Source organism: Ruegeria sp. BB7 (genome assembly GCF_056539365.1).
Window position 1 is genome coordinate 222,112 of the sequence record NZ_JBQFUV010000003.1, and the last position, 12,744, is coordinate 234,855.

The following is a 12,744-nucleotide window of genomic DNA, read 5'->3' on the forward strand; positions in this document are numbered from 1 at the left end:
GGAGAGGCGCAATGTCCCTCAAATCCAAACTCTTTGCCACAATGGCTGCTGTAGCTCTGGCCACGACCGCCTTCGCCCAGGATACGATTGCCGTTGATGACGCTTATGCCCGGTCGTCGGGTAAAACTGCCAAGGCCGGTGCGGCCTTTATGATGATTAAGAATGCCGGAGAATCCGATGATCGGTTAATTGGCGCGAAATCAGATGTTGCTGCGCGCGTTGAATTGCACACCCATGAAATTGACGATGCCGGCGTGGCTAAGATGGTCCATGTAGAGGAAGGCATTACTATTCCGGCTGGCGAAACCCACATGCTGAAGCGTGGCGGCGATCATGTGATGTTCATGGGCCTGACGGCACCTTTCGAGCATGGCGCGACAGTTCTTGTGACGTTGATATTCGAACACGCAGGCGAGGTTGAGATCGAGGTCCCGGTAGATCTTGAACGTCAGGACAAGGGCGGCCACGGAACGCATTCAAACTGAGGCAACACCTGTCTTCGGGCCGCGCTGCGGCCTTCATCCATGCGTCAGGCCGGGCAATGCCCCGGCCTGTTCACTTCGTGGTCGATGCTTAGCGATTGACCACACGCATCGCGACGCGGTCATGGGCTCGTTTGAACCGTGCAGTCAGCCAGAACATCACGGCAGAAAAGGCCAGAGCACCGAAGGCAATTGCCCAGCCCAGAGCCACCATGCCGCTGCCCGGCCAGAAGATCAGCACCAGTCCGATCACCAACGCAATAATTCCCGAGTTCCGCACCGAAGATGCGTCTGGATGTTGGTCCGACATCTGTCGCCAGGCCAGCAGCGAGCCCACCCCGATGATCAGCGCCCATGCGCCCAGCAGGAAGAACGTCAGTCGCGCCACGCCCTCGGGCCAGATCAGGAGTACTAGTCCGATTAAAAGGGCTCCGACACCAACGCCTCCGATCAATCCGCGCCGCCCAAACCCCAAAAGGGTCAGGCCGCCATCCACGATCAAAAGCAGCCCGACCAATCGCAACAGTAGTGCAATGCTTCCCGTTGGCCAGAACAAGGCCGCGGCTCCTAATGCCCCAGCGAGGATGCCGCGAAGCAGGAATGTCCACCATAGTCCTGCAAGTTGGTCTCCGAGGGCATCGCGGCCGTCGAGGTTACCGTCTTCCAGGATTTCTTCGCGAGGAGGGTGGGGGTCTGGCATTTTATTCTCCCGGCTTGTTAGGCCTTCACTATAAACGGATAATTCGGCTGGTGTCTGCGATCATCTCTGGCTCAGAAGCTTATCTACCCAGCGCGGCACTGTATCCGTGGCTGGGCCAAGGATGACCTCGTCAAAACTTGAGGCACCGTCTGAGGGGTCGAGGTTAAACTAGACCGTTCGAGCGCCCGACAGGCTGGCTTCGTGGACGAAGGCGGCGGCGGGATAAACCTGACCAGACGTACCGATGGCGGCAAATATCCAAGCCTCAGCGAGATGATCATAGATGGCGTCCATGTGATAGGGCATTTCGCCAAACCAGACCACATCGGGGCGCGCTGCGGGGGCAGCGCAGGCCGGGCAGGATTCGCCGACGGCCATTTCGGGTGGCGACAGCCAGCGGTGCTCACAAGCCGCGCAAAGCGCACCGGCCAGCGTGCCGTGCATGTGAATCACGTTCCGGGAGCCACCGGCCTCGTGCAGGCTGTCGACATTCTGGGTGATGATTGCAACCTCATCGGGCCAATCCTGCTGCAGGCGGGCCAAGGCCTCATGAGCGGCGTTAGGTTGGGCCTTGGCGGCTTGGACCCGGCGCGCATTGTAAAACCCGTGGACGAGGGCGGGGTCGCGGGCGAACCCTTCGGGTGTGGCGACATCCTCGATCCGGTGTTGTGCCCACAAGCCGCCTTCGTCCCGGAAGGTGCCCAGCCCACTTTCGGCGGAAATCCCGGCCCCTGTCAGAATGACGATCTTTTCCATCTTTGCCCTTCGCGTTACACCATTGCCCATGACTCACCGTATCCTCTTTGTCTGTTTGGGCAATATCTGCCGATCCCCCGCTGCCGAGGGCGTGTTTCGTGCCCGCGCTCCGCATCATTCCACCGACAGCGCCGGAACGTCGGGCTGGCATGTTGGTGATCCGCCCTATGGGCCGATGCAGGCAGCGGCACGAGCGCGGGAAATTGATCTGAGCGATTTGAGGGCCCGCCAGTTCGTAGCCGAAGATTTCCACCGGTTCGATATGATCATCGGCATGGACGCAGAGAACATCGCAAATATCGAGGCATTGCGGCCAGCGGACAGTACAACCCCGGTTCGCCTGTTGACCGATTTTGCCTCCCATATGGGCGCGGATCATGTGCCCGATCCATATTACACCCGTGATTTCGACGGGGCGCTGGATTTGATCGAAGCAGCTGTTGAGGGGCTAGAGGCGCATCTGCGCGCTTAAGCCATCACTTTGAGTCGATCTGTCAACCAAGGCAATTGCGTCAAGGCTGGATCGACAATCTGATTCCGCATCAGGCGACGCATCATGCCCGCTACTTCTTGTGGCACCTGATCGGACCAGTCAGTGCGTGTGAACAGTGATATGGTGCGCGAAAACTCTCCGAACGGGGCGGGGTGCACATCTAGCGCATCATGGAACCGTGTTGCCCGCATATAACCCAGCGGCGTGGTGATCGCCCAGCCCAGCCCACGTGCCGCCATTGCCATCAATGCCAGATGCGAACCGATCTCGAACCGTTCTTCATAAGTCAAATGTTGCCGCGCCAGATGCGCTTCGATCTGGCGACTGATAAGCTGCTCGCGGGCGTAACGCAGAAACGGCAGCTCCTCTACCGCGTTGTCCACCCCCTTGGGTGTCACCAGAATGAACGGGTCCTGGACCAGAGGGTATTCAACCACGCCCTCGAGCACTTCGCCGGAATGCGCCGAGACTGCCAGATGCAGGCGTTGGGCTTCCAGTTCCTCGAATAAATCCAGACTTGGCAAGGTGATCAGCTTGAATTTCGAGCGCGTCAGGCTATCGGCCAGCAAGGTCGCCAATCGCGGTGTCAGATTGTTGTCGAAATCATCGATCAAGCCAATGGATAGCGTGGTCAGATGGCCGAGGTCCATCACCGCCAGCTCGCTCTGCGCCACCTGCAACTCGGCCAATACCGCCTGCGCACGCGCCTGAAAGCTGCGTCCGGCCTGCGTCAGGCGCATCGGGCGGCGTCCGTGATCGACCAAATCGGTGCCCAAGGCCTTTTCGAGATTACGCAATTGTTGTGACACCGACGGCTGGCTGAGCCCGGTGATCTCGGCGGCTTGTGCCACCGATCCCGTCCGCGCCAAAGCCTCGAACACTTCGAGCCCGCGCAGGGTCAACCCTTTCATAACCATCCGATATACCTTTCGCTGCGCCTTTCTGGGGTGCAGTGTGGGTCAGGTCAAGGCATGAGATGGTTTAGCTGCAGATCGCCTGCGCCATTTGCCCAAAGTTCTGATACCGATCCCAGAGCGCATCATCGCGCGCGGCCTGAGACATCTTCAACTCTTGCGCCTGATGCGGATTGGTAAACCACTTCGCAACGGTCTTCTGGTCGCTGCGGGTCAACGCCTGATCGGCCACCATCTGAATGCAACTGCACCGATCCCGCGTTGCCGCTGACCGATCCGACGCCAGACAGGCGCGCTTGATCTGAGCCGCATCCGCGACTTGGGCCACCGTTGTCAGCGATGCCGCACAAAATGCGATAAGGAGGAACTGTTTCATACTCGAGCCTCGTTTTTTGCCTGCCCGGACGGATCTGATGCCCCTCTCGGTCTGTGCGGGAGTATGAATCAAACTGGATTCGGGATCAATTGTTTTGACAGCCCAATCAAACGGTGTTGATTTGCCAAGGATAGAAACCACTCACCGAGATACATCGGAAGTGAATATGAGCAGTCAATTCAAGAGGTAAGATGATGCCTTCTATCAAATCGGTTTTTATGTCAGCGTTACTTTGTTTGTCGCCGATTGTGGCTTTGTCGGATACGCCCTCTTTGCAAGGCAAAGATGCGCCGGAATTCAATGAGGCGGTTCAGGCATGGTTGAACGGTGACGATTTGGCTGCATTGCACCACCTTTCTGAGCAGGCGCAACAAGGGAATCCGGCTGCTCAGATTCTTCTAGCGAGTATTGCAAGCCAAAGCCGATTTCACTCTCATGTAACATCTGATCTGGAACGAAAGGAGCGCATCGCGCTATTGCGAAAACCCGGCGGTTTGTCCGGTAAATCATGGCTGACGGAAGCTCAGAATTCTGAGCCTCTAGCTCTGGCGCTACTCCAAGCATCGAAGATAGGAGAGAAAGCTCCGGCAATTGCCGCTCTTGTCGAGTTAGGAGAGCCGCAAACAGCCATAATCGCTGCACAATCTATGCTCTTAAACGGAGAAGCGGAAGATTTGATTTCTGTCTTACAGGGGCTTGATGGCAAGCTTCCGAAAGAAGCCGATGTATTATTGGTTTGGGCACTATTTCAAGCATCTCAGGGCTCAGCCAATCGTTATGCTGGTTCTGCCCGAGTAGCCGGTACACTTTCGGGAGATGAGCGATTTCTTGCATCTGAATTGGCGTGGGGTGCATTCACTCCAAGAGAATTAGTCGAAAATCCGAAGGTTCGTGACGCTGCGACCAGAATGAGCGGAGAGATTATGGCTTGGACACCGATTCGAGATCTCTGCAACAACCACTGCCCGGATGAAGTGTCGGCCTGTACTGCTACCGGAGCGGCCTTGCTTTCCTCGCCATTCACACCGAGAAGTCCGCTACAGAGTTTGATTACCAATGAACAATATTGGGCGAGTAAACGCATTGAAGGCGACGTTGTTCGCTCAATTGTCGACCTCAGGCATTGGAACTCCGATACCGGCGTAACGTACAATCACTGTTTCATGTCCAACATGCAGAAACTGCAGCAACTACATATGCCTTAGAGCGAAGTGTCGCGCCGTTGCTTTCCAAATTGAGCCCGAAAAAGAAACTTGGGTTGCTCTTCGCTTTTGGGCTCAAAGCACAATGAAATCAGCTTAGCATTGGCAACTCGTCGTGAACCATTGACCACAGCCCATTTCCGACGCATATCCCCAACCCATGACAGACCTCGCTCATATCCGCAATTTCTCCATCGTCGCGCATATCGACCATGGCAAATCCACCCTTGCTGACCGGCTCATCCAAGAGACCGGAACGGTCAAGGATCGCGACATGAAGGAACAGCTGCTCGACAGCATGGATATCGAGCGCGAGCGTGGCATCACCATCAAGGCCAACACGGTGCGCATCGATTATACCGCCGATAATGGCGAGCAATACGTGCTGAACCTGATCGACACGCCCGGCCACGTGGACTTTGCCTATGAGGTCAGCCGCTCCATGCGCGCGGTTGAAGGCTCGCTGCTGGTTGTGGACTCGACCCAAGGGGTCGAGGCGCAGACGCTGGCCAACGTGTACCAAGCCATCGACGCCGATCATGAGATCGTGCCGGTGCTGAACAAGATCGACCTGCCAGCGTCCGACTGTGACCGCGTGGCTGAACAGATCGAGGATGTGATCGGCATCGACGCGACCGACGCCATTCAGGTTTCGGCCAAGACAGGGCAGGGCATCCACGAGACGCTTGAGGCCATCGTGCAGCAACTGCCCGCACCGCAGGGCACCCTCGACGCGCCGCTCAAGGCGATGCTGGTGGATTCGTGGTACGACGCCTATCTGGGTGTGATCGTTCTGGTCCGCATCATGGACGGCACGCTGAAAAAGGGGATGCGGGTCAAGTTCATGTCGAACGGCACCCTGCACCATGTCGACCGCGTCGGCGTCTTCCGCCCCGAGATGGAGATGGTCGACTCCTTAGGCCCCGGTGAGATCGGCTTTCTGACCGCATCCATCAAACAGGTCCGCGACACCCGCGTCGGTGACACCATCACCAATGACCGCAACGGCACCGAAGAGGCTCTGACAGGCTTCAAACCTGCTCAGCCGGTGGTGTTCTGTGGCCTCTTCCCCGTCGACAGCTCCGAATTCGAAGACCTGCGCGACGCGATCGACAAGCTGGCCCTGAACGACGCCAGCTTTAGCTTTGAAATGGAAACCTCGGCCGCACTTGGCTTTGGCTTCCGCTGCGGCTTCCTTGGCCTTTTGCACCTTGAGGTCATCCGCGACCGCATCGAACGCGAATATGATATCGAGCTCATCACCACCGCGCCGTCGGTGATCTATCACGTCTACATGAAAGACGGCGAGATGATCGAGCTGCACAACCCCGCCGACATGCCCGACCCATCCAAGGTCGACCATATCGAGGAACCGCGCATCAAGGCGACCATTCTGGTGCCCGATGAATACCTCGGCGACGTGCTGAAACTCTGCCAGGACCGCCGCGGCATCCAGCTGGACCTGACCTATGCGGGCAGTCGTGCCATGGTCGTCTATGACCTGCCGCTGAACGAGGTCGTGTTTGACTTCTACGACCGCCTGAAATCGGTGACTAAGGGCTATGCCTCGTTCGACTACCAGATGACCGGCTACACGCAGGATAATCTGGTCAAGATGTCGGTGCTGGTGAATGACGAACCCGTTGACGCGCTGTCGACCATGGTTCACCGCGACCGGGCCGAGATGCGGGGCCGCGCGATGTGCGAAAAGCTCAAGGACCTGATCCCGCGCCACATGTTCAAAATCCCGATCCAGGCCGCCATCGGAGGCAAGGTCATCGCCCGCGAGACCCTCTCGGCCCTGCGCAAGGACGTGACCGCCAAATGCTACGGAGGCGACGCCACGCGGAAACGCAAACTGCTGGACAAGCAGAAGGCGGGTAAGAAGAAGATGCGTCAGTTCGGGAAGGTCGATATCCCGCAGGAGGCGTTTATTTCAGCATTAAAAATGGACAGCTAAGACTGTCCATTTTGATCTTTGCAAGTTTGTTTATTGCTTCTGTGGAGTCAGAGCGGTGGTTTCCTCAGAGTCGTCTGACCAGTTTTTCCAGATGAAGTTAATTCTGTCCTCAATGAACGTTACAAAAAGTGCTACAACTACGTTCAAGAGAACCATAGACAGGTATTTGTGCCATCTCTTCTTGTATTTCTCATATCTTTTGGCCTTGCGACGCGTATCAGCTTCACAAAGAGATATGAAGCTAGGTTTAGGCTTTTTGATTGCATTGGTGATATTGGATATAACGCCACTAAAAAGTACGAAAAACGTGACTGACATAATCAAGGATGCCACGATGTATTTAGCGATTTGGCCGTTTACTAGGTATTCAGCCGCCAGCGAAAGTACGTCTTGTCGGTTTGTCGCACCATCGGTCGCGTAGAGGAAATTGAAGAAAAAATCTATAATCAAATTAACGAAATACAGGCCGCAGAACACTGTGGTGATGAGGTTCAGCGGCCCGGCAGTTTTTAAGATAAACCAGTCAGATTTACTCGGTTCATCTAGTAGAGATTCGATGTGACCACGAATATGTCCCTCTAGGTCGAGGCCCCAAGAGGTCTTTGAGTGATTAATTGTATAGTTAATTATTCCAAAGCTCTGATTGTCGTCTCGAACAGCTAGCTGAACTTTGTCACCAGAGCCTCGTGCTTGACTGTCTGACATTTGCATGTTGATGGTATCTTTGACGCTTTCTGAAGCGCGGATTACGATATCAACTTCTTGCCTCTCAGGAGTATCTGAGTCAGGAAACGCAATAAAATATACAAGATGAAGTGTAACTAAGGTCGGAAATCGGTTTTTGGTTTCAGTATAGTTGTTAAACTCTTGGGCGCTCGGGAATTTCCGCGAGGTTCCGTTGTTGTAGTAGACTGCAAACTCACAAAAATGAGCTTTGCAGCCATTTTGTTCTTCAACACGTTGGTCGACTAGATGGAAGAAGTTCTCGATGTCATTTCTAGAAAGATCAAAGGTCCCTCGGTAGGCTCCAAAAGTTACCTTGGAGTCTTGGGATGAGTTGCGAATAAGTGATCCAAGCTGCTCCCGTTCGATAGACGGCGCAGGCGATTGACCAGTTGAAGTATCAGTTTGTGGAAGTCCATTCATATTCCTCCTATACTACCTCAACGTGTTTCACATCAACTTGTAAACAACGAGTTACAGCAACAATCTATGCGTTCAATCGAGAGTAATGCAATCGATTGTGGCATGAACGTGATAAGTCCTAGGCAAGCGGGCAGTAGTTTGCCGGATTGGGTAGTTTGCCGGATTGGACGGGCTTCAGAAGCTGTAAACGTGGCTCCAAATCGGTGTTTCTCCACATCTTTATGTGACCTTCAATTATTTGTTTAGCCCGAAGAGTCAAACAGATTTTGCATAGTTGTTACAGTATGCCGCTGTTCATTACTCAGTTTTTAGTCAATATTCTTGATTGCAGGTTCTAATTCTGAAGTGGATGGTTTGGGCGTGTCAACCCTCCCGCCGAGCTGCACCGGTCCGCCTCCGACATAACGGGCGGCGCGTTTGCGCCCGGGTCTCCACACGTCCGAAAGCGAAACTGTCCCGCCGTCAGCCATCCCTCGCCGATCCGCTGCATCGGATGCGGGCGCCGTCCGGGCTTGACCCGTTTTATGGTATTCTCATCACACCTTAAAACACGGGAGGATGAATCAATGAAACACCTGTCTTTGGCCGCTGCCGTCTGCCTGCTCGCCGCGCCCACCTTTGCCGGGCAATGCCCTGCCGACATTGCCGCCATCGATGCCGCTCTGGCTGCGGGTCCTGACCTGTCTGAAGAACAGATCACTCAGGTCGAAACATGGCGCGACGAAGGTGCGGCGCTGCACGATGCAGGTGATCATGACGCGTCGGTTGCAACTCTGGCCCAGGCCAAGGAATTGCTTGGCCTGAACTGACACCATATTGCCGGATCAGGTCTGGTAAACGGGCTGTGCGTTTGCGCCTCCCCTCGGGATGGCGCTGATCTCAGTTTTGCTCATCACCCGTCGAAATTGCACCTCGGATCACCGCGCAGTCTGACCCAGATCAAGGACCACTGACGACCGCAGTTCTACGGTCCGCGAAAACAGACTGGTAATAACGAGGCCCCTATGTCGCCCCTGACGCTGATCCTTCACATCTTCCTTGGTTCCACCCTTGCCGGGTCCGCAGTGATCGCGGTTCTGGTCATGGGGCATGCATCATGGGTGGCCATGCTGCTTGCTGCAGTCGTTGGGTTTATCGCGGCGTTCCCGGTCTCGGTTCTGGTGGCCCGCAAGCTGGAAGGCTGAGCACCCGCTTTAGACGCAAAGATCGGAATGTGTTATCCTCCGCGCGGGGGGGCCGCGTTCAGGCGGTTTTTTCTTTATATGCTTGCAACGCCAAACCCTCAGAAATGAGAGGTTATTATGCACAAGTTCTTGACGATCACCGCAGCCACAGCCCTGACCATCGGGCTGACGGCAGGCTTGGCCAGCGCCGAGACCCATGACGCCGCAGGCAAAGGCATGGGGACGGAAGCGAACGAGGTCTTTGGCATCTCGGACGGTCAGGCGGTGGTGAAATCCCAGACTAATTATGAAAGCTTCGAGGTTGCCGCCGGGCATCCATTGGAAGGGGCCTCGGGCATGTGTTTCGGTTCCATTCTTGTCAACGGGGCCGGGGTTTCGGGGACAGGGAATTGCGTGTTTGACACGGCGTCCGGGGACAAGGCGGTGATGACGTGGATTGCCACGGGCCGGGGCGCAGATGGAGCCTTAACCGGGGATTGGACCGTGTCCGGAGGCTCGGGCAACTGGGCGAGCGCGACAGGCGGAGGCACCTTCTCATCCCTGACTGACCCGGACAGCAGAACATTCGTTAACACGATTACCGGCAGTATCACGATCGACTGACTTAGGTCAGATGTAAAGGACAGCGCGCGCGATGCCGGAGAAGGTGTCGCGTGCTTAATTCGTGCTGGTCATTGCAACCGCAGCCCACGACGTTCTGGCGGAATTCCACGGGGTTGTGTTCTGACCGGCCTGTGATCAACCTCACAGCCCAAACGTTTCCCGCCCGTTACACTTGACCTACGGAAGGTTCAGCGCGAGGCCGAGAATGTCCATGATCCCAATAATCGCCCTCGGATCAGCAGGACCCTATTGCGTTGCTTAACGTCTGTCTTAATCATTTATGAAGTTTCCCTTAGGTAAGTTGCAGTCGGCTTTCTCCGTTCCAATCTGTTCAGCAGGCCAAGGGTGGCCATGAACATTGGAGGAGAGAGCCATGACCAGATTTTTGACTGCCGGGGCCGCCGCTTTGGCTACGACATTCACCCTTGGGGCGGCCGCGCTGGCCGATCCCGCACCGGACCTGCGCGGGACATGGGTGGGGACTTATACAGCCGTACAGCCCACACATTACCAACGCGGCAATGAACCCCGGTTCAATCAAGCCGAATGGATGCTGGATATTCAAATTCAGGAAGACAACGTCTTTTGGGGGCCCAGCAAATGGCGGCGTGATGGCGATACCAGCTGGAATGAAAATGAAGCTACCGGCACCATCAGTCTCGATGGCTCCGGAAGGATCGGTATTACTGAAACTTCACCGATGGTCATTGGTGCGAATGCGTTGATCGACGCCCGGTATGAAGATGGAAAAATCTATGCGGATTTCCGTAGCCTGCGTAACGGAACGACCTACAGCACTGTTCTGGAACGTCAGGTGAACTGAAGCGTCTCTGGCCTGGTCGGGCTGTAGGGGGTACTGTCTGCGAATTCATCGCAGCGCGTAGTTGGTAATCCTGGGCGGGTCAGAGCGCTTCTCAATAGCGGAACCAGCGTCTCCGATGGGAGGGGACGGGTCGGGCGGTCTTTCGTTGCCTGCGACAAGGTTCAAAGCGCGCCGTACCGGATAGCGGCGATCCCCGGGCGGAGCTTCTGGACTTCGCGGACCTTCAGCGCGGTGTTGCAAGCAGCAAAAAGACTTGCCCGACCTATTTTCCGCCCCTCGAGCCGTTTCGACCGGCTGATGCTCACATCGCTAAAGGCAGATGCGAATCAAAACATGGCCTCCATCCAGTAAGAGGCCGGCAATTTCAGCCAAGACTATTGCGTAATAGTGTTTGCGCCCGCAGAAACACGGCAAAATCTCCTTCTTTGCAACGGATTTGGCTTTTCCCGCTCCAAACCTGCGCCGCTTCACGGTTTCCAGAGTTATCCACACAACTTTCCCAGTGGATATCAACACGTTATCCCCGTCTAATTTTCATGCTGCAGTGCTATTTTCTTGTCGGAAAACATCCCAAGTGCGACAGTTTAGTCATCGCAACGGTTCTTAGGAACTTGAGCGGGGCGCAAAGGCCAGGGGGCCAGGCGGTGATGGCAGATTTTAGGATGTGTCATACACCAAATAGGCTTACCGGTGGATGGTTGACTGGGTTGGATCTTGCATTCGGGTCAGGGGGCTACCCTCTCAGAAGGCTGGCGCGCGCTGCGTGGTGCCTGTTGGCGCGACGCGGCAGCTTTGGTCCCTTTCGGGATCAGGGCAACTGGCTCGGGACGTCTCTCTGACGTGTCGACCCTGCAAGGCGTCAGGAGTATCCGAATGGATACGTGCATGGACTATGTCTAAGCGCCTGACGCCTTTTCCTTTTGCCAAAACTTAAGTTTGAGGCGGGCTTTTGTAAGGGCGCAGAATCCTCTTTTGGCTTTTGACGCATCGCCTCTCAATCAGGCGGGAATTATGAAGGACGGCAGCACCAGTAACGGTTTATAGCTTCTCTTGTACATCCGAGGCTGCACTCTGAATTGCATCACCCGCTTTCTCAATGTCTCTTCCAGCGCCTTTTGCAGTTTCGCAGGCAGTGAGGGTGAACAGGGCGAGCCCAACCAGAATTGCACGGATCATCAGTATCTCCATTAGAATTAGTCATTCGTTGCGTAGCAGTTCTACCTGAACGGAACCAGAGCCTTGGGCCGCATTTTATGCTTGCGGACTTGCTGGCCGAAAAGGACGGTCGCAACACAGCTCATGGTGGCTGCGGCGATAACTACGCCGTCTTTTTTAGGGCAACGGGAACGATGGAAACGCGTTGCATAAGCAGGTCTTACTCTGCGCATGATTGGGGGAAGTTGAGAGGCTTCTGAGGGGTGAGCGCGCTCAGCACAACTGCTGAACAGGGTATTGACCAATTTCGCGTTTGGGTATGAGCCAAGATTGATAGATATCAAGCTGGCGAATGAGGACCCGGAAAACTTAACGGATCAGTCTTTATCATTGCCGCAGAACATGTCGTAGACCAGTTCCAGCATACGTCGTGGGCGGTCATCTGCCAGGCGATAATAGATCGCTTTACCCTCGCGGCGAGGTGTTACCAGCCCTTCCAGGCGCAATCGGGACAATTGTTGGGATACAGCAGCCTGCCGGGCAGAAAGAAGTTCCTCCAGTTCGGTCACGGATTTTTCCCCTGACACAAGATGGCACAGGATCATCAATCGGCCTTCGTGACTTATCGCTTTCAGGAAATTTGATGCATGCGTCGCGTTTTCCACCATTTTCTCAAATGAGTCTGGAGACATATCTTGCGAGAGCTGAGGAAGGGCCATCGTTTTTATCCTTGTTTGCTCGTTACATCGGGTTTGCTCGTTATACGTGCGCGTGGTGCTCTGGGCTGTGTTTTTGGCACGCGCATATCCGATATATATTTTGAATGCGAAATTCTACATGCCCGATGCACCTATCAAGCTGACGTGATGCGAGAGCCAGTAAAGTTGATCGTCGCTTAGTTAGCAAATCTGGAAAGAACAGAGGTGGGAGTCAAATCACTGTGACATTGA

Annotated in this window: 14 protein-coding genes and 1 pseudogene; 8 read left to right on the forward strand and 7 right to left on the reverse strand. The window is 55.2% G+C overall.

Translation table 11 applies throughout. The features are described from left to right. Nucleotides 1-11 precede the first annotated feature (11 nt). Nucleotides 12-485, forward strand: a complete 474-nt coding sequence (locus ACR0D7_RS08995; protein WP_480678727.1) for a copper chaperone PCu(A)C — start codon at nt 12-14, stop codon at nt 483-485. Nucleotides 486-573: 88 nt separating this feature from the next. Here the strand turns inward: ACR0D7_RS08995 and ACR0D7_RS09000 are convergent, their stop codons facing one another. Next, nucleotides 574-1,182 (reverse strand): HdeD family acid-resistance protein, encoded by a 609-nt coding sequence (locus tag ACR0D7_RS09000; protein WP_480678728.1) that lies wholly within the window; start codon nt 1,180-1,182, stop codon nt 574-576. Nucleotides 1,183-1,242: 60 nt separating this feature from the next. Further along, a pseudogene (locus ACR0D7_RS09005) lies at nt 1,243-1,938 on the reverse strand (NAD-dependent deacylase). A 28-nt stretch (nt 1,939-1,966) separates the two neighbouring features. Here ACR0D7_RS09005 and ACR0D7_RS09010 point away from each other — a divergent pair. After that, the gene (locus tag ACR0D7_RS09010) at nt 1,967-2,410 is read left to right on the forward strand and encodes a low molecular weight protein-tyrosine-phosphatase (RefSeq protein WP_170573123.1); all 444 of its coding nucleotides are present in this window, start codon (nt 1,967-1,969) and stop codon (nt 2,408-2,410) included. On the opposite strand, the gene ACR0D7_RS09015 is transcribed toward ACR0D7_RS09010, so the two are convergent. Both ACR0D7_RS09015 and ACR0D7_RS09020 read right to left on the reverse strand, forming a co-directional pair. Next, the gene (locus ACR0D7_RS09015; RefSeq protein WP_480678729.1) at nt 2,407-3,348 is read right to left on the reverse strand and encodes a LysR family transcriptional regulator; all 942 of its coding nucleotides are present in this window, start codon (nt 3,346-3,348) and stop codon (nt 2,407-2,409) included. The two genes, ACR0D7_RS09010 and ACR0D7_RS09015, sit on opposite strands and share 4 nt — an antisense overlap. Nucleotides 3,349-3,412: 64 nt before the next feature. Then, nucleotides 3,413-3,721: a hypothetical protein gene (locus ACR0D7_RS09020; protein ID WP_480678730.1), complete on the reverse strand. Its 309-nt coding sequence runs from the start codon at nt 3,719-3,721 to the stop codon at nt 3,413-3,415. 191 nt (nt 3,722-3,912) lie between these two features. Here ACR0D7_RS09020 and ACR0D7_RS09025 point away from each other — a divergent pair, with 191 nt between their 5' ends. Next, a complete protein-coding gene (locus ACR0D7_RS09025) occupies nt 3,913-4,926 on the forward strand; it encodes a hypothetical protein (protein WP_480678731.1) in 1,014 nt (337 codons plus the stop codon). A 157-nt stretch (nt 4,927-5,083) separates the two neighbouring features. After that, nucleotides 5,084-6,883 carry a translation elongation factor 4 gene (lepA, locus tag ACR0D7_RS09030; RefSeq protein ID WP_480678732.1) on the forward strand — a complete coding sequence of 600 codons (1,800 nt, stop codon included), beginning with the start codon at nt 5,084-5,086 and terminating at the stop codon, nt 6,881-6,883. Nucleotides 6,884-6,913: 30 nt separating this feature from the next. Here lepA and ACR0D7_RS09035 read toward each other — a convergent pair whose 3' ends face one another. Continuing rightward, a complete protein-coding gene (locus tag ACR0D7_RS09035; RefSeq protein WP_480678733.1) occupies nt 6,914-8,029 on the reverse strand; it encodes a hypothetical protein in 1,116 nt (371 codons plus the stop codon). 566 nt (nt 8,030-8,595) lie between these two features. On the opposite strand from ACR0D7_RS09035, the gene ACR0D7_RS09040 reads away from it, so the two are divergent. The 4 genes from ACR0D7_RS09040 to ACR0D7_RS09055 all read left to right on the forward strand — a co-directional run bounded on the left by ACR0D7_RS09040 (nt 8,596) and on the right by ACR0D7_RS09055 (nt 10,639). Beyond that, on the forward strand, nt 8,596-8,838 hold the full coding sequence (locus tag ACR0D7_RS09040; protein WP_480678734.1) for a hypothetical protein: 243 nt from the start codon (nt 8,596-8,598) through the stop codon (nt 8,836-8,838). A 195-nt stretch (nt 8,839-9,033) separates the two neighbouring features. Then, nucleotides 9,034-9,213 carry a CTP synthetase gene (locus ACR0D7_RS09045; RefSeq protein ID WP_170384800.1) on the forward strand — a complete coding sequence of 60 codons (180 nt, stop codon included), beginning with the start codon at nt 9,034-9,036 and terminating at the stop codon, nt 9,211-9,213. A 117-nt stretch (nt 9,214-9,330) separates the two neighbouring features. Beyond that, complete coding sequence (locus ACR0D7_RS09050; RefSeq protein WP_170384797.1) at nt 9,331-9,816, forward strand: hypothetical protein; 486 nt, start codon at nt 9,331-9,333, stop codon at nt 9,814-9,816. A 373-nt stretch (nt 9,817-10,189) separates the two neighbouring features. Then, nucleotides 10,190-10,639, forward strand: coding sequence for a hypothetical protein (locus ACR0D7_RS09055; RefSeq protein WP_480678735.1), 450 nt, complete (start codon nt 10,190-10,192; stop codon nt 10,637-10,639). Between the two features lie 1,038 nt (nt 10,640-11,677). On the opposite strand, the gene ACR0D7_RS09060 is transcribed toward ACR0D7_RS09055, so the two are convergent. Then, nucleotides 11,678-11,815, reverse strand: coding sequence for an entericidin A/B family lipoprotein (locus ACR0D7_RS09060; protein WP_170384792.1), 138 nt, complete (start codon nt 11,813-11,815; stop codon nt 11,678-11,680). 356 nt (nt 11,816-12,171) lie between these two features. Beyond that, nucleotides 12,172-12,513, reverse strand: coding sequence for an ArsR/SmtB family transcription factor (locus tag ACR0D7_RS09065; protein WP_480678736.1), 342 nt, complete (start codon nt 12,511-12,513; stop codon nt 12,172-12,174). Nucleotides 12,514-12,744: the final 231 nt, after the last annotated feature.